Raw genomic sequence first — 15,204 nt, 5'->3', positions numbered from 1 at the left:
AATGTCGTCAGCGCGCAGGGGCTCGCGACATGCCTGCCTGGCGATTTGCCGCGTCCTTCCGTAGTGCGATGCTCAATTCATCGAACTCATTTTTCCAATAGCTCTGGCGCTCGAGCAGCCAAGCGTGGATTGCTGGCATGTTCAGATGAAATTGGCGCGGCTGGTGGACAGTTTGGTAATAGGCCAGATGCCGCAGACCCAGTTCCGGATATCCATAAGTGCCGAGCAGGGCGGCCTGTTTCAGGGCTGTTGCTGGTTGGGCCAAGTCGTCGAGGCCGGCATCGAAACTAGCGAGGGCCACATCTCCGTTGTCATTTGCCAAGGCGATGATGGCGTGCAAGTAGGCGAGATCCTGCTGTCCACCGGGAGTCGACGCCCGGTCGTTGCGACTCAGGCTGGCTACTGCCTCATCAAGGAAAGCGAGGTCCAGCCCTTGGCATGAATGCCTGCTTGCATCTTTAAGTGACGCTTCGATCCAGTTGAAAGGCAACCTGGTGCCATGCGGATCCAAGCGAAATGCTTCAAGGAGCCGCGTCTTCGTCTCTTTCCCAAGGTGATGGCTTCGGCATTCGGTGGAAGCGAGCAACGAGATCACCTGCGCCTCGTTCGGAAAGCGGGTTGCGGCTTGCGTAAGCAAGTCGTGCGCTTCCTGAACGCGTCCCTGAGTAAGTAGGAACATGGCCCCGTTGGTTTGAGCGCGAGGCGACTGTGGATTGATCTTCGCCCAGACCACTGCCTGCTTTAGCGGTGCCCCCCAAAGTGACGCCCGGGCATGAGTCAGTAAAGCGAGAAAAACAATAATGGCGATCGAAGCAAAGGCTTTCGTGCGGCCTTGGCTTCTGTCGTCTGCCAGCCACAGGGCCAGCGGCCAGAAGAGGAACAGCGCGGGCAGATAGTTTCGATGCTCGAAATACAGCTCCAAAGGAATAAAGCTGCTTTCCAGCACGTGACCGGCGAGAAAAAACAGTATGGCTAGCGCCCACGCTGGCCTTCTCTTGCGAAGTAGCAGGCCGGCCGCGAACAGCGCCATCAGGGCCAGCAGACTGAATACGGTCGTCAGCGGTTCGAAAAGAGAAGTGGATGCATGAATTTGATCGTTGAACAGTCCGCTGGAAAGCGAGCGAGGCAGCCAGAGCAACCGTAAGTATTCGATGAGTACGCGCGGCTCTGTGAGTAGGCGCTGGCCGACAGTCCATGGGCGGATGTTGGGGGCACCGTTGACGGCGTCGGGCACTAGCGAAACGATGATCAGCGCCATCGCCGCAAGCGGAATCCCAAGTACGTACCGACGGGATCGCACGAGAGAGGACGATTCAGGGGCGCCGCCACATGCCCGACGCAACACAGTTCCCTCCAGAACCAATACCAGCAAAGGCAAAAGCATGCCGTTTGCCTTACTTAGCGTGCCGAGGAACGTTCCCCCCCAGAGGCCGACGAGCATCCAAACCGTCCCGCGCGTTTGGCTGCTGGCCATGCTGCTGCGCCCGTGCAGCCAAAGAAGGATGCCAGCCAGGCCGAACGTAACGGGAAGCATGGCCTCGCGTTGGACCACATAGAGCGTCGTCGATACCAGTAGTGGGTGCAGCAACCATATTGCACCGCCGATAAGTGCTGCGCGCTGAGCGATTTCCTCGGAATGGCTCACACGGCTTAGCTTCAGGAGCGTCCACACCAACAATGTGCCGTTCAGCAGATGCAGGAGGAGATTGGTTTGCTTGAAGCTGCGGGCCCAAGCCGGCCAATCGTTGCCGTCTATCAGGAAGCTGAGCGTGGCGATCGGACGGCCGGTTGGATCCGCATGGCTGGAAGTCAAATAGCGCAGGAAGCTTGCCCAATCATGGACCCCGCCTTCTTGACCGAGCGCATTGAGGTTCCCGAAATCGTCGAAATTGAAATAGCCGTTCAAACCAGGTGCGTAGACCAACCAGCAACCGATGAGGATGGCCAGGAAAAATATGGTCGGAACTAGGCTTCGCGAGGACATTCGGCACCTGAAAAAAAGAAGGGCCGCAGAGCGGCCCTTCGGAAAACACTTCGATCAAGCTTAGTCGCGGCAGCTCGACGGCAGGTACTTCTTGTCGAGGTCACCGGTATCGCAGGTCCAGGAGACACTGCCGTTGTTGGCAACCGGCGAGAGGATCAGCGTCTTGCCGTCGATCTTGGTGCTCGCCTTCTGAGGGGTGTTCTTCGAGAACTTGGCAATGATCTGACCTTCGTCAACTTCGACGGACTCAACGTAGCTGCCCATGATGTCCGTCGACGCAGCGAGGCCAGCGGCACCATTCGAAGTAGGCCAAGTGCCCTTGTTCGAGTAGTACTCAGCGACCGCGGTCTTGGCGCCATCCGACAGGCTCATGCCCTCGGAGACCTGCGAGCGGATGGTGTAGTCCTGGTAGGCCGGGATGGCGATGGCGGCCAGGATGGCGATGATCGCGACCACGATCATCAGCTCGATCAGGGTGAAGCCTTTCTGCAGATTCTTTTTCATGGTGGTTCCTCTTTTACTGGTTAGCTAACCGTTTGATGCCCCCTGAGCCCCGGTCCCGAATCCCCCTAGGCGGGATCGGACCCACATGCGCGGTCAGGAACGACCAGGAAGCTCGCGGCTGATGAAGCAGCTTGTGTGCCACGTCCGCCGCCGCCGTATTTCCGCATACCTACGACGGCTGCGATTGTGCACATGTTCACGAAAGGCTTACAAGGTCAGCGGGGTGTGACGGCGGCATCTTGCAACTGTGAAGTGGTGCCGGAACGATGCGCCTTCCCGTCAAGGTCGAAAAGTGACGCTTAACGGCACTTTTGCGCGCTTCTGCCTGCTTAGTTGCGACAGACGCTCGGTAGGTATTTGCCGGACAGGCTGCTGGGCGTACATGTCCAAGCGATGCTGCCGCCTTGGTCGATGGGCGACAGGACCAATTGCTCGTTTTGGATGGCCTTGTTCGCCATGGGGCCCTTGAAAGCTACGGTAATGCGTCCCTCGGCCACGTTGACGCTGGAGACGTAGCTCCCGTTGATCGATGTACTGGAAGGCAACCCGACAGATTCGTTCGCGGCTGGGAATTTCCCCTTGTTGGAAACGAAGTCCCACACCGCCGCCTTGGCACCCGTCGACAGACTCATACCCTCAGTCACCTGAGCCCGGATGCTGTAATCCTGGTAGGCCGGAATGGCGATGGCGGCGAGGATGGCGATGATCGCAACCACGATCATCAACTCAATCAAAGTGAAACCGCGAACGGCTTGCGTGCGGTGCATGGTGGATTTCCCCTGGTTTGGACGTCTGGGCGAGGCAGATTCCATACCAAGATAGCCGGTCGCCGTGTGACCCACCGCACGCCACCGTATGTCGGCTGTCCCTTTGGGGACGGCGCTTCTTTCTTGCTTCCCCGCACGCCTCCCCGTACCGTCATCCGCTGACCCATCGAAGGGAGCCGCCTCATGAAGCCGCTGTTCGCCGCCCTTGTACTCGCATTGCTCGCCACGCCCGCGCTTGCCGTGGACATCGAAACCCACGCCCCGCACCCGTTCAACGTGCGCGACCTGGTGATGATGGACCGCGTCAGCGATCCGCAGCTGTCGCCCGATGGCCGCTATGCCGCGTTCGGTGTGCGCAGTACGGATTACGCCGCCAACAAGGGCGTCAATGCGATTTACGTGCTGGACCTGAAGAAGGGTGGCGAGCCGGTCAAGGTGGCGGACAAGGGCAGTTCGGCGCGTTGGGCCGCGGACGGGCACAGCCTGTATTACGTGGCCGCGGCCGACGGCGTCTCGCAGCTGTGGCGGCTGGATCTGGGCTCGGGCCGCGACTTGAACCTGGCCGGTCACGGGGCCGCGGTGCAGGTCAGCCATGGCGCGCTGGATCTGGGCGGCTACAAGCTGTCGCCGGATGGCAAGAGCGTGCTGCTTTCCTACGAGGTCTACACCGATTGCGCGGACCTGGCCTGCACCAAGGAGCGCATCGACGGCCGCGAGAAGAACAAGGCCACCGGCACGGTCTACAACAAACTGTTCGTGCGCCACTGGGATACCTGGTCCGATGGCCGGCGCAACCAGTTGTTCATCGCCCACTTCGATGGTGCGGGCATGCTGCCGGCCGAGCCCACGCTGCTCAGCCGGGGCATCGATGGCGACATCCCAGGCAAGCCGTTCGGCGACGAGAGCGAGTTCGCCTTCTCGCCCGACGGCCGCACGGTGTATTTCGACGTGCGCATCGCCGGCTCCAGCGAGCCGTGGTCGACCAATTTCGACCTCTACCGCGTGCCGGCGGACGGCTCGGCCGCGCCGCAGAACCTGACCGAAGCGAACAAGGCGTGGGATGCCTATCCGGTGCCCTCGCCGGACGGCAAGACGCTGTATTACCTGGCCATGAAGGAGCCCGGCTTCGAGGCCGACCGTTTCGCGATCATGGCGATGGATCTGCAAAGCGGGGCGGCGCGCGAGATCGATCCGCAGTGGGATCGCTCGCCCGGCGCGCTGACCATCGCCGACGACGGCAAGACGCTCTACGCCACGGCCGATGACGAGGGCCAGCATCCGCTGTTCGCCATCGACGCGGCCAGCGGCAAGGTCACCAAGCTGGTGGGCGAGGGTTCGGTGGGTGGCTACGCGCTGGAGAACGGCAAGCTGCTGCTGGCGCGCGACGACCTGAAGCATCCGGTGTCGTTGTACTTGGCCGATGCCAGGGGTCGCGGTCTCAAGCAGGTCACCCACTTCAACGCCGACCGGTTGAAGAACGCGAAGACGGGCGATTTCGAGTTCTTCACCTTCAAGGGCTGGAACAACGAAACCGTGCAGGGCTACGTGGTCAAGCCGGTGGGCTACAAGCGCGGGCAGAAGTACCCGGTGGCCTTCATCATCCACGGCGGCCCGCAGGGTGCGATGAGCAACGGCTGGAGCTACCGCTGGAACCCGCAGACATATGCAGGGCAGGGCTTTGCGGTGGTCACCGTGAACTTCCACGGCTCGACCGGCTACGGCCAGGCGTTCACCGATTCGATCTCCGGCGACTGGGGCGGCAAGCCGCTGGAAGACCTCAAGGCCGGCTGGAAGGCCGCGCTGGACCAGTACGATTTCCTCGACGCCGACAACGCCTGCGCGCTGGGCGCCAGCTACGGCGGCTACATGGTGTACTGGATCGCGGGCGTGTGGAACCAGCCGTGGAAGTGCCTGGTCGACCACGACGGCGTGTTCGACACCCGCATGATGTATTACGCCACCGAGGAGCTGTGGTTCGAGGAGAAGGAGAACGGCGGCACGCAGTTCGAGCATCCGCAGAACTACGAGCGCTTCAACCCGCTCAACCACGTCAAGGACTGGCGCGTGCCGATGCTGGTGGTGCACTCGGCCAAGGATTTCCGCATTCCTCTCACCCAAGGGCTGGGCGCCTTCACCGCGCTGCAGCGGCAGGGGATCCCGAGCGAGTTCCTCACCTTCCCGGACGAGAACCACTGGGTGCTCAAGCCGCAGAACAGCGTGATGTGGCATGAGACGGTGAATGCTTGGTTGGAGCGGTGGACTTCGAAAGATTGAAGAGCACCCCTACCCAACCCTCCCCTGCAAGCAGGGGAGGGGCATGGCGGAGAGCACCCCTGCCCAACCCTCCCCTGCAAGCAGGAGAGGGAGTGACGTAGCCATCAGCTGAAGCCCGCAAGCTTTTGCTCCTCCCCCTGCTCGCAGGGGGAGGTTGGGAGGGGGTAGCTTTTGCTCTTCGAGGGACGCGGAGCTGGGCATGGAGCTCAAGTGGGAACGCGCGCGTCAGCTGCGTAACGCTGCCACCGATGCCGAGCGGCACCTTTGGAGCTACCTGCGTCGTGAGCAGTTGGCTGGCTGGAAGTTCCGCCGCCAGTATCCTGTTGCAGGGTTCATTACCGACTTCATCTGCATCCCTGCCTGCCTTGTCATCGAGCTCGATGGCGGACAACACGCAGATGCCCACCGCTATGACGCCGATCGCACTCGCTTGATCCAGGGCGAGGGGTATCGGGTGGTGCGCTTCTGGAACGACGACGTGCTGCTGCGGGTGGATGCCGTGTTGGAGGAAATCCTGCGGTACTTGGACGAGGGGTAGCGAAGAGCACCCCTCCCCAGGGGAGGGAGCAGTGTTCGGCAAGCTCCGGACTCTGGCTCTGGCTCTGGCTTTTGGCGTCCCCCCCCTGCTTGCAGGAAAGGCTGGGAGAGGGTGTTCCTACAACCACTTCACCCGCTTGAGCCACGTGTAGATTCCACCCACTACACCCACCACCAGCACGATCATCAGTGGATACGCCCACGGCTTGTCCAGCTCGGGCATGTGGGTGAAGTTCATGCCGTACCAGCTGGTGATGAGCGTGGGCGCGGCCAGCAAAGCGGCGTAGCCGGCCAGGCGTTTCATGACTTCGTTCTGGCCGAAGGTAACCAGCGAAAGGTTCACGTTAATCGCCGCACCGAGCATCTCGCGCATGGTGTTGATCGACTCGTTGACGCGGAACACGTGGTCGTACACGTCGCGGAAGTACACTCGCAGTTCGTCCGGGATCAGTTGCGGGTGCATGCGCACCAGCTGGTTGGTGATGTCCTGCAGCGGGGCGACGGCCAGGCGCAGCGAGGTCAGGTCGCGTTGCATGTTGTAAAGCCGCCGCACCGTGCTGCGCTTGAAGGTCTCGGCGAAGATGTCCGCCTCGAGCCGGTGCAGCTCCTCGCGGAAGTCGCGCACGATCGGCAGCATGTTGTCCACGACGTAGTCCAGCACGCCATACAGGCCGTAGCTGGGGCCGTTGCGCATGAGGTCCAGCGCCTGCTCGCAGCTGCGCCGCACCGGGGCGTAGGACAGCGACGCGCCGTGCCGGACGGTGACCAGGTAGCGCGCGCCGAAGAAGATCTGCGTCTCGCCGAGGGCCAGGTTGCCATCCACCACCTGCGCGGTCTGCACGACCAGGAACAGCGAGTCGCCATAGGCCTCCAGTTTGGTGCGCTGATGCGCCTTGTGCGCGTCCTCCACGGCCAGGTCGTGCAGGTCGAATTCCTCCTGCAGTTTCAGCAGCAGCGTCTCGTCCGGCTCGTGCAGGCCGACCCAGACGAACGTGCCCGGTTCCTTCAGCACGTCGCTGATGGCGTCGAGGGTGATGTCGCCGATGCGTGCGCCGTCGCCGCGATAGGCGATGCAGTTGACGACCATGTTGTTCGTGGGCATTTGCCGATGGTAAGTGTTGGAATGCGCCGTTGCCATCGGTGGGGGTAGCCGCGGAAGGGCTATGTAATCATGCGGCATCTTCGGTAGGGGGCCCAATGCACGCAAACGAGTACCGCCTCGGCTACAGGGCCGACCTGGAGGGCTTACGGGCAGTTGCCATCGTTTTGGTAGTGGCGGCGCACGCGAGGGTGCCGTGGCTGGCAGGCGGGTTCGTGGGCGTGGACGTGTTCTTCGTCCTTTCCGGCTATCTGATCACTGGCCTGCTGTTGCGCGAGTTGGCGAGCAGCGGGTCGGTCCGTTTCGGTGAGTTTTACGTGCGCCGGCTACGGCGACTGTTGCCTGGTTTGCTGGCCATGCTGTTGGTCGTCGGTGCGGCAGCAACGATTGTGCTGGCCCCTGGCGATCAACAGAAGCAGGCCAGCGCTGCGGGCAGCGCGGCCTTCTGGCTGAGCAATCTCCACTTTGCATTCGGGCACCTCGATTATTTTTCGAGCGGTGCCGAAAGCAACCTCTTCCTGCATACCTGGTCGCTGGGCGTGGAGGAGCAATTTTACCTGGTGTGGCCGGCCCTGCTCGTATGGCTGTGGGGGCGTCGCGCGCGCGATCGGCCGAGCGGCCTTGGCCGATTGAAGATCGGCATGGGCGTCATCTTGCTGGCCAGCTTCGCGGCGTGCATCGCCATGACCTACCTGGCACCGCGACTGGCCTTTTACATGATGCCCTTGCGCGCTTGGCAGTTTGCCTCGGGCGCGCTGGTGTGGCTCTTTTGGGAGAAGGGCAACATTTTCGATCAAGGGCGGGCCTCGCGGCTGCAGGTGGTCGGATGGTGCGGGTTGGGGGGCATCTTGGCGGCGGCAATGTTTTTGACGCCGAATGTGCCGTACCCAGGTGGCTGGTCGATGTTGCCTACCGTGGGTGCGGTGGCAATCATCGCGGCGGGCGTACGCGGCGCGGGCGTTTCGCGCATGCTGGCTTGGCGTCCGCTCCAGGCGTTGGGGCGGGTTTCCTATGCTTGGTATCTGTGGCATTGGCCGGTACTCCTGCTCGCCCGCGCCTTGTATTCCTCTGATGCCCCTGTCATTCGTGCTTGTGCTGTTGCGGTGTCGCTTGTGTTCGCCGTGCTTTCATATTTGCTAGTGGAAGCGCCCACACGGCACCGCGGGATATGGCTGGTGCGACCGCGGATGACCGTTGTAATTGCGCTGGCGGTGATGGGGCTTGCGAGCGTGATGTGCCTGAACTGGTACAACCATGCCGCCGACCTGGAACGTAGCCCACAGTACCGGCGCCTGGCGAGCGCACAGGCGGATGCACCGGTCATCTACCGCATGGGCTGTGACGAGTGGTATTCCAGCGATGCGTTGCGCGTGTGCGGCTTCGGGGCGCAGGACGCGCACCACACGGCGGTGCTGCTGGGCGATAGCGTTGCGGGCCAATGGTTTCCAGCGGTCGCCCGTGCCTACGACAAACCGGATTGGCGCCTGTTGGTGATCACCAAGTCGTCCTGCCCGATGGTAGACGAACCGATCTTCTACCAACGCATCGGTCGCATGTATGTCGAGTGCTCGACCTGGCGCCAGCGGGTCATGAAATACCTCGCCGAAATGAAGCCAGATACCGTCATCCTCGGTTCCGTGGCCACCTACGCGTTCACTGCTCGCCAATGGGTCGGGGGCACGGAACGGATTCTGGCTCCCCTCGCGGCCGCTTCGGGGCACGTCTACCTCCTGCGCAGCACGCCACGCTTGCCGTTCAATGGCCCGGACTGCCTGGCTGCTCATCAGGGGCGGCCTGGCTGGATGGCAACGTTGGGAGCCTGCTCGGCGCCCGCGGGCAGTGCCAATGACGTCGTCTATGGATGGTTGCAACAGGCCAGTCGGCCCTATTCGAACGTGTCGGTTATCGACCTCAACGATCAAATCTGTCCCGGACGGCTATGCAAAGCGGAGCGCGACGGATTGATTGTGTTTCGCGATTCGCAACACATGACCGCGAGTTTTGCCCAATCGCTGGCCCAAGTGCTCTCGTCCCGGGTGGAGCAAAAGGCGCTCGCGGGCAATTAGCCCGCGGGAGCATTCATGCGGCCGCCGCGAAGCGACATAGCCATCGCCAGCCATACCGGCATGGCGAACAGCAGCCAAGGCTGGTTCTGCTGCACAGTGCCGGGGAGCAGATGCAGCAACACGGCGGCGAGCAGGGCGAGCAGTTGCACGAGCAGGACGATATCGGCAAAGCGCGTGGCGGGAAGGCCGCGGCGGGCCCGCCATGCCGCCGGCAGCAGCAGCAGGGCGAGCGGGTTGAACAGCAGTAGGTTGGCGTTGGCCCAGGCGGCGTGGTGGGTGGTCAGCAGCCACAGCACCAGCAGCCCGATGCCGGCCAGTCCCGCCAGCACCAAGTAGAGCGAACCGAGCAGACTGAAACCGGTGGGCCAGAGGCGGCGTGCGAGCAGCAGCACGACAGCCAGCGCCAGGCCCGCCATAGCCAACGGCAGGCGCAGGTCCGGCGCCGTCGCCGGCGGTGTATTCAGGCGGTTGGGTGCGATCAGATCGGTGTCGGTCACCAGCGGATGCGTGCCTTGCGCGCCAACGAGCTGCACGGTCGCCAGCTCGCGCGAAAGCACGCCTGGCAGGAAGCTTTCCTGCCAGGCGTTGAGCGGTCGGTCGGCATAAGGCCCCAGGCCCACATCCAGCAGCAACATCAACCACGGCTGCGCGCTCATCAGGCGGGCAGTCTGCTGACGATAGGTCATGCCGCCGGGGCGGGCGGTGAGCTGGGTCTTGAGCACGCCGCCGAGCGCGCGGTCGAGCGCGTCGCGCACGCGGGTGGTGCAGTTGTCGACGTAGTAGTCGTAGTCGTAGCGCGCGTTTTCCGGGCGCAGGTTCCACAGCAGGAAGTCGCGCAGCGCGGCGGCCTGGTCGGGCGCGAGGGCCAGGCGCTGGCGGGTGACGGAGCGGCCGGCCTGGATGTACCAGTTCTCGTCCAGCGTGGTGGGTGCGGCATCCATCAGGTAGTGCATGCGGCCGCGCGCGAAGTTGAGCAGGAAGCCGCTCTCGTCGAAGTCGAACACGCCGTAGTTGAAGTTGAACGCCTCGCCGCTGACCGTGTCGCGCAGCTCGATGGCGTCGTGGCCGAAGCGTTCCCAGTAGGTGTCGCCGGGGCCGTAGGTGATCAGGGAGATTTCGAGGTTGGCGCCGGGGGCATTGGCGATGCCGGCGTGGGCGGGTAGGACGATGGCGAACAGCAAGGTCAGGCAACAGAGCAGCCAGAGCTTGCCGGCGAAAAGGCGGGACCCCTCCCCAACCCTCCCCTGCACGCAGGGGAGGGAGTAGATGGCCGCAAGCCTTTGGCTCCTCCCCCTGCACGCAGGGGGAGGTTGGGAGGGGGTGACCAGTCTTGCGGAGACGGGAGGGGATGCCTCAGGCATCGGCCGGTTGCCGGTTGACGCGGAACTGCTGCACCCGCCGGTCGTCGGCCTCGGTGACGATGAACAGGTAGCCGCCCAGCACCACCTCTTCACCCGCTTCGGGCAGGTGGCCGAACTCGGCGGTGGCCATGCCGCCGACGGTGTCGAATTCCTCGTCGGAAAACCGGGCGCCGGTTTCTTCGTTGAAGTCGGCGATCGGGGTGAGCGCGCTGACCGACCAGCTGCCGTCGGGCATTTCATGCATCAGGCTGGGTTCGTCCTCGTCGTCGTGCTCGTCGTCGATCTCGCCAACGATCTGCTCGAGCACGTCCTCGATGGTGATCAGGCCGGCAACGCCGCCGTATTCGTCCACCACCAGCGCCATGTGGTTGCGCGAACGGCGGAACTCGGCCAGCAGCACGTTCAGGCGCATCGACTCGGGGATCAATACCGCCGGGCGCAACAGCAGCGCGAGGTTGAAACCCTCGCCGTCGCCGAAGTACTTGAGTAGGTCCTTGGCCAGCAGGATGCCGATGATCTCGTCCTTGTCCTCGCCGTGCACGGGGAAGCGCGAGTGGCCGGATTCGACCACCTTGGCCAGCACATCGTGCAGGGAGGCATCGGCAGGGATCATCACGATCTGCGCGCGCGGGACCATGACGTCGTCCACGCTCAGCTCGGTGACCTTCAGCGCACCCTCGACCATGGTCAGGGTGTCGTTGGAGAGCAGGCCGTTGGCCTGGGCGGCGCGCAATTCCTCGATCAGTTCGTCGCGGTTGCGTGGCTCGCCGGAAAACAGGTGGCCCAGTCGATCCCACCAGGAGCGGTGGGGGGCGGGGCCGTTGGTACTGCCAGGGTCGTCGTTCATCAACTCGGGTGGGAGCGGCCCGTAGGAGGGCGGAAAGCCGGAGTCTAGCGGAAAAAACGTTCCGATTCAGGGCACAAGCGGGTGGCCGCTGAGCGGAGACGTAGGGTGGGCTTCAGCCCTCCAGCAGGCTGGCGGGGAACGGGATGGTTATGGGAGCGCGCCTTGCCGGATGCTGTAGGAGCGCCCTTGGGCGCGACCGTAATGCCAAGTGGCGCCGCGGCGGTCGGGAGGGAACGCGGTCGCCCCAAAGGGCACTCCTACAAGGGGCGCGGATTATTGCGGCGCGTACGGATCGGCGATGCCCAGGCTGGCCAGGATGCGGGTTTCCAGCGCTTCCATGGCCTCGGCCTCGGCGTCCTCGAGGTGGTCGTAGCCGAGCAGGTGCAACGTGCCATGCACGGTCAGGTGGGCCCAGTGGTCGCGCGGGCGCTTGCCCTGTTCGGCCGCTTCGCGGGCGACTACCGGGGCGCAGATGGCCAGGTCGCCGATCAGCGGCAGGTTGACGCCGGGCGGCAGCTCGGCGGGGAAGGAAAGCACGTTGGTGGCGTAGTCCTTGCCGCGATAGTCGCGGTTGAGTGCCTGGCCTTCGGCGACATCCACGATGCGGATGGCGACTTCGGCCGGCTTGCGCCGCCTGGCGCCCTTGAGCGCCGCCGCCACCCACTGGCGGAAGCTGGCCGGCGAGGGGATACCGCCGCGGGGGACGGCGTAGCTGACGGAGAGCTGGGGCGGCGGCGGGGCGGCCTGCGGGCTTTTGGGCATGGTGCTCAGCCTGCGGCGCCTTTGTCGTTTCCTTTGCCCTGCGCCTCTTCGCCGGCCTGCTCGAACGCCTCGTACGCCCGCACGATCTTGGCCACCAGCGGGTGGCGCACCACGTCGCGCGAGGTGAAGAACGTGAAACTGATGCCGTTGACGCCGCGCAGCACTTCGACCGCATGGCGCAGGCCCGAGCGCACGTGGCGTGGCAGGTCGACCTGGCTCACGTCGCCGGTGATCACCGCCACCGAACCGAAGCCGATGCGGGTGAGGAACATCTTCATCTGCTCGACGGTGGTGTTCTGCGCCTCGTCGAGGATCACGTAGGAATCGTTGAGCGTGCGACCGCGCATGTACGCAAGCGGCGCGATCTCGATGACGTTGCGCTCGATCAGCTTGGCGACCTTCTCGAAGCCGAGCATCTCGTAGAGCGCGTCGTAGAGCGGACGCAGGTAGGGGTCGACCTTCTGGCTGAGGTCGCCGGGCAGGAAGCCGAGCTTCTCGCCGGCTTCCACCGCCGGGCGCACCAGCAGCAGGCGCTGCACGCGGTTGGCTTCCAGCGCCTCGACCGCGCTGGCGACGGCCAGGTAGGTCTTGCCGGTGCCGGCCGGGCCGACGCCGAAGTTGATGTCGTGGGTGGTGATCGCGTGCAGGTAGCGCGCCTGGCTGGGGCCGCGGCCCTTGATCACGCCGCGCTTGACCTTGATAACGACGTCCTGCGCGCTCTCGGCGGCCTCTTCGCTGATCGCGTCGATACCGGACTCGGCCAAGTGCAGGTTGATCTGCGCGCCGGTCAGGGTTTCATCCTCGGTGGCGGCGTAGAGCGCGCGCAGCACCTTCTCGGCGGCGCGCGCGGGGGCGTCCTCGCCGATCACCTTGAACAGGTTGCCGCGGTGGTCGATTTCCACGCCCAGGCGCAGTTCGACCTGGCGCAGGTGCTCGTCGAACGGCCCGCACAGGTTGGCGAGCCGGGCGTTGTCCTCCGGGTCGAGGGCGAAGTCGCGTTCGTTGAGGCCGTTGGTCATGGGGTTCGCGAAAGTCTGGGAGTGGGCCTTCTCCCTCCGGGAGAAGGTGCCGACAGGCGGATGAGGGTTCGGGCGGAGCACTTCGTTCGGGCTTGCCGCAAGTTTCGGACCCTCACCCCAACCCCTCTCCCGGAGGGAGAGGGGCTTAACATCAGGCGAGGGCGGCTTCCTCGGCCAAATGCACGCGCCCGCGCAGGGAGTTGCTCATGGCCTCGGTGATCTCGACGTCGATGAACTGGCCGATCAGCCGCGTGTTGCCGGGGAAGTTCACGAAGCGCATGTTCTCGGTGCGGCCGGTGAGCTCATTGGCATTCTTGCGGCTGGGCTTTTCCACCAGCACGCGCTGCACCGTGCCGACCATCGCCTCGTTGATGGCGCGCGCGTGGTCGTTGATCTTCGCCTGCAGCCGCGACAGCCGCGCGTGCTTGGCCTCGGAGGACGTGTCGTCGGCCAGGTTCGCCGCGGGCGTGCCGGGGCGGGCGGAGAAGATGAAGGAGAAGCTCTGGTCGAAGCCGACGTCCTCGATCAGCTTCATGGTCTTCTCGAAGTCCTCGTCGGTTTCGCCCGGGAAGCCGACGATGAAATCCGAACTGATGCAGATGTCCGGCCGCGCAGCGCGCAGCTTGCGGATCTTCTGCTTGAACTCCAGCGTGGTGTAGCCGCGCTTCATCGCCGCCAGGATGCGGTCGGAGCCGGCCTGCACGGGCAGGTGCAGGAAGTTGGCGAGCTTGGGCACGCTGGCGTAGGCCTCGATCAGCGAGTCGGAGAACTCCAGCGGATGCGAGGTGGTGAAGCGGATGCGGCCGATCGAGTCGATCTGCGCGATCGCATGGATCAGCACGGCGAGGTCGGCGATGCCGCCGTCGTGCATCGGGCCCTGGTAGGCGTTGACGTTCTGGCCCAGCAGGGTGACCTCGCGCACGCCCTGTTCGGCCAGTTGCGCCACTTCCACCAGCACGTCGTCGAACGGCCGGCTGATCTCGGTGCCGCGGGTGTAGGGCACCACGCAGTAGCTGCAGTACTTCGAGCAGCCTTCCATGATCGAGACGAAGGCGGTGGGGCCTTCGGCGCGCGGCTCGGGCAGGCGGTCGAACTTCTCGATCTCGGGGAAGGAGATGTCCACCTGGGGCTTGCCGGTTTCGCGCTTGGCCTCGATCAGTTCGGGCAGGCGGTGCAACGTCTGCGGGCCGAACACCAGGTCGACGTAGGGCGCGCGCTTGATGATCGCCTCGCCTTCCTGCGACGCCACGCAACCGCCGACGCCGATCAGCACGGGCTTGCCGCCCTGCTTGAATTCCTTCCAGCGGCCGAGCTGGCTGAACACCTTCTCCTGCGCCTTCTCGCGGATCGAGCAGGTGTTGATCAGGATCACGTCCGCCTCGGACTCGTCCCGGGTCAGTTCCAGGCCGTGCGAAGCCTTGAGCACGTCGGCCATCTTGGCCGAGTCGTACTCGTTCATCTGGCAGCCGTGGGTCTTGATGAAAAGCTTGCCGCTCATGGGCGTGTGTACCGTGTGCTGGTGCGGCGCGAAGTCCGCCGAACCGCGCAGTTTACGCGCGTGGTTCGTGGGCTGCCAGTTTGGCTGAGGTGGATCAAGTACTTGCGGGGTTGCGTGGCCGGTTTTGTGAGCCTGCGGTCGCGCCCAAGTGCGCTCCTACAAAACCCACCCGTTCACGAAAACCACCACCGGTGGCAAATCCTGACCGTTCGCGAATCTCCAGGCGAGCGCGAACCCAAGCGTGCGCAAAAAAACCGTTCGCGCTGAGCGTAGCCCGCAGGGCGAAGACGAAGCTCCTGCCTCAAGCCCCACGCCCGAGCCCCTCTCCCTCCGGGAGAAGGTGCCGACAGGCGGGTGAGGGTTCGGGCGGAGCGTAGCGCCCGGCGACACCGAACCCACTCCTTCTCTCGGCGGGAGAGGGCTCACAAAGCATGCCGCTCCGCACGGAACCGCGAGCCGGCGCTTGGCTTCGCGCCCATCGTGGAT

The 15,204-nt window shown here is 64.2% G+C and carries 12 protein-coding genes; 3 read left to right on the top strand and 9 right to left on the bottom strand.

What is annotated here, in order from left to right:
- Positions 1–7: 7 nt before the first annotated feature.
- The 3 genes from OSC30_RS08155 to OSC30_RS08145 all read right to left on the bottom strand — a co-directional run bounded on the left by OSC30_RS08155 (position 8) and on the right by OSC30_RS08145 (position 3,255).
- Positions 8–1,906, bottom strand: coding sequence for a tetratricopeptide repeat protein (locus tag OSC30_RS08155; protein WP_267171355.1), 1,899 nt, complete (start codon positions 1,904–1,906; stop codon positions 8–10).
- Between the two features lie 138 nt (positions 1,907–2,044).
- Positions 2,045–2,488, bottom strand: a complete 444-nt coding sequence (locus OSC30_RS08150) for a pilin (protein ID WP_267171354.1) — start codon at positions 2,486–2,488, stop codon at positions 2,045–2,047.
- A 329-nt stretch (positions 2,489–2,817) separates the two neighbouring features.
- On the bottom strand, positions 2,818–3,255 hold the full coding sequence (locus tag OSC30_RS08145) for a pilin (RefSeq protein ID WP_267171353.1): 438 nt from the start codon (positions 3,253–3,255) through the stop codon (positions 2,818–2,820).
- Between the two features lie 183 nt (positions 3,256–3,438).
- Here OSC30_RS08145 and OSC30_RS08140 point away from each other — a divergent pair, with 183 nt between their 5' ends.
- The gene (locus OSC30_RS08140; protein WP_267171352.1) at positions 3,439–5,529 is read left to right on the top strand and encodes a S9 family peptidase; all 2,091 of its coding nucleotides are present in this window, start codon (positions 3,439–3,441) and stop codon (positions 5,527–5,529) included.
- A gap of 199 nt (positions 5,530–5,728) precedes the next feature.
- Entirely contained in the window at positions 5,729–6,067 is a 339-nt protein-coding gene (locus OSC30_RS08135; RefSeq protein ID WP_267171351.1) for an endonuclease domain-containing protein, read from the top strand.
- A 117-nt stretch (positions 6,068–6,184) separates the two neighbouring features.
- Here OSC30_RS08135 and OSC30_RS08130 read toward each other — a convergent pair whose 3' ends face one another.
- Positions 6,185–7,168, bottom strand: a complete 984-nt coding sequence (locus OSC30_RS08130) for a magnesium and cobalt transport protein CorA (protein ID WP_267171350.1) — start codon at positions 7,166–7,168, stop codon at positions 6,185–6,187.
- 95 nt (positions 7,169–7,263) lie between these two features.
- Between OSC30_RS08130 and OSC30_RS08125 the strand changes: the two genes are divergently transcribed.
- The gene (locus OSC30_RS08125) at positions 7,264–9,231 is read left to right on the top strand and encodes an acyltransferase family protein (protein WP_267171349.1); all 1,968 of its coding nucleotides are present in this window, start codon (positions 7,264–7,266) and stop codon (positions 9,229–9,231) included.
- On the opposite strand, the gene OSC30_RS08120 is transcribed toward OSC30_RS08125, so the two are convergent.
- The 5 genes from OSC30_RS08120 to miaB all read right to left on the bottom strand — a co-directional run bounded on the left by OSC30_RS08120 (position 9,228) and on the right by miaB (position 14,718).
- Entirely contained in the window at positions 9,228–10,412 is a 1,185-nt protein-coding gene (locus OSC30_RS08120) for a lipoprotein N-acyltransferase Lnb domain-containing protein (protein WP_323374202.1), read from the bottom strand. The genes OSC30_RS08125 and OSC30_RS08120 overlap by 4 nt on opposite strands.
- 172 nt (positions 10,413–10,584) lie before the next feature.
- Positions 10,585–11,439: a CorC family transporter gene (locus tag OSC30_RS08115; RefSeq protein ID WP_267171348.1), complete on the bottom strand. Its 855-nt coding sequence runs from the start codon at positions 11,437–11,439 to the stop codon at positions 10,585–10,587.
- Between the two features lie 273 nt (positions 11,440–11,712).
- A complete protein-coding gene (gene ybeY / locus OSC30_RS08110) occupies positions 11,713–12,201 on the bottom strand; it encodes an rRNA maturation RNase YbeY (RefSeq protein WP_267171347.1) in 489 nt (162 codons plus the stop codon).
- A 5-nt stretch (positions 12,202–12,206) separates the two neighbouring features.
- Positions 12,207–13,220: a PhoH family protein gene (locus tag OSC30_RS08105; protein WP_267171346.1), complete on the bottom strand. Its 1,014-nt coding sequence runs from the start codon at positions 13,218–13,220 to the stop codon at positions 12,207–12,209.
- 151 nt (positions 13,221–13,371) lie between these two features.
- Positions 13,372–14,718: a tRNA (N6-isopentenyl adenosine(37)-C2)-methylthiotransferase MiaB gene (gene miaB, locus OSC30_RS08100; RefSeq protein WP_267171345.1), complete on the bottom strand. Its 1,347-nt coding sequence runs from the start codon at positions 14,716–14,718 to the stop codon at positions 13,372–13,374.
- Positions 14,719–15,204: the final 486 nt, after the last annotated feature.

The organism is Frateuria hangzhouensis (assembly GCF_026410505.1).
GTDB lineage: Bacteria > Pseudomonadota > Gammaproteobacteria > Xanthomonadales > Rhodanobacteraceae > Frateuria_A > Frateuria_A hangzhouensis.
The sequence above is the reverse complement of the archived record's forward strand: the minus strand, read 5'-3'. Positions and strand labels throughout refer to the sequence as shown.

Bases quoted from the DNA above. Each gene is read 5' to 3' on its own strand.
- OSC30_RS08150 (WP_267171354.1), bottom strand. From the start codon at position 2,488: ATGAAAAAGAATCTGCAGAAAGGCTTCACCCTGATCGAGCTGATGATC.
- OSC30_RS08145 (WP_267171353.1), bottom strand. From the start codon at position 3,255: ATGCACCGCACGCAAGCCGTTCGCGGTTTCACTTTGATTGAGTTGATG.
- OSC30_RS08140 (WP_267171352.1), top strand. From the start codon at position 3,439: ATGAAGCCGCTGTTCGCCGCCCTTGTACTCGCATTGCTCGCCACGCCC.
- OSC30_RS08135 (WP_267171351.1), top strand. From the start codon at position 5,729: ATGGAGCTCAAGTGGGAACGCGCGCGTCAGCTGCGTAACGCTGCCACC.
- OSC30_RS08130 (WP_267171350.1), bottom strand. From the start codon at position 7,168: ATGCCCACGAACAACATGGTCGTCAACTGCATCGCCTATCGCGGCGAC.
- OSC30_RS08125 (WP_267171349.1), top strand. From the start codon at position 7,264: ATGCACGCAAACGAGTACCGCCTCGGCTACAGGGCCGACCTGGAGGGC.
- OSC30_RS08115 (WP_267171348.1), bottom strand. From the start codon at position 11,439: ATGAACGACGACCCTGGCAGTACCAACGGCCCCGCCCCCCACCGCTCC.
- ybeY (WP_267171347.1), bottom strand. From the start codon at position 12,201: ATGCCCAAAAGCCCGCAGGCCGCCCCGCCGCCGCCCCAGCTCTCCGTC.
- OSC30_RS08105 (WP_267171346.1), bottom strand. From the start codon at position 13,220: ATGACCAACGGCCTCAACGAACGCGACTTCGCCCTCGACCCGGAGGAC.
- miaB (WP_267171345.1), bottom strand. From the start codon at position 14,718: ATGAGCGGCAAGCTTTTCATCAAGACCCACGGCTGCCAGATGAACGAG.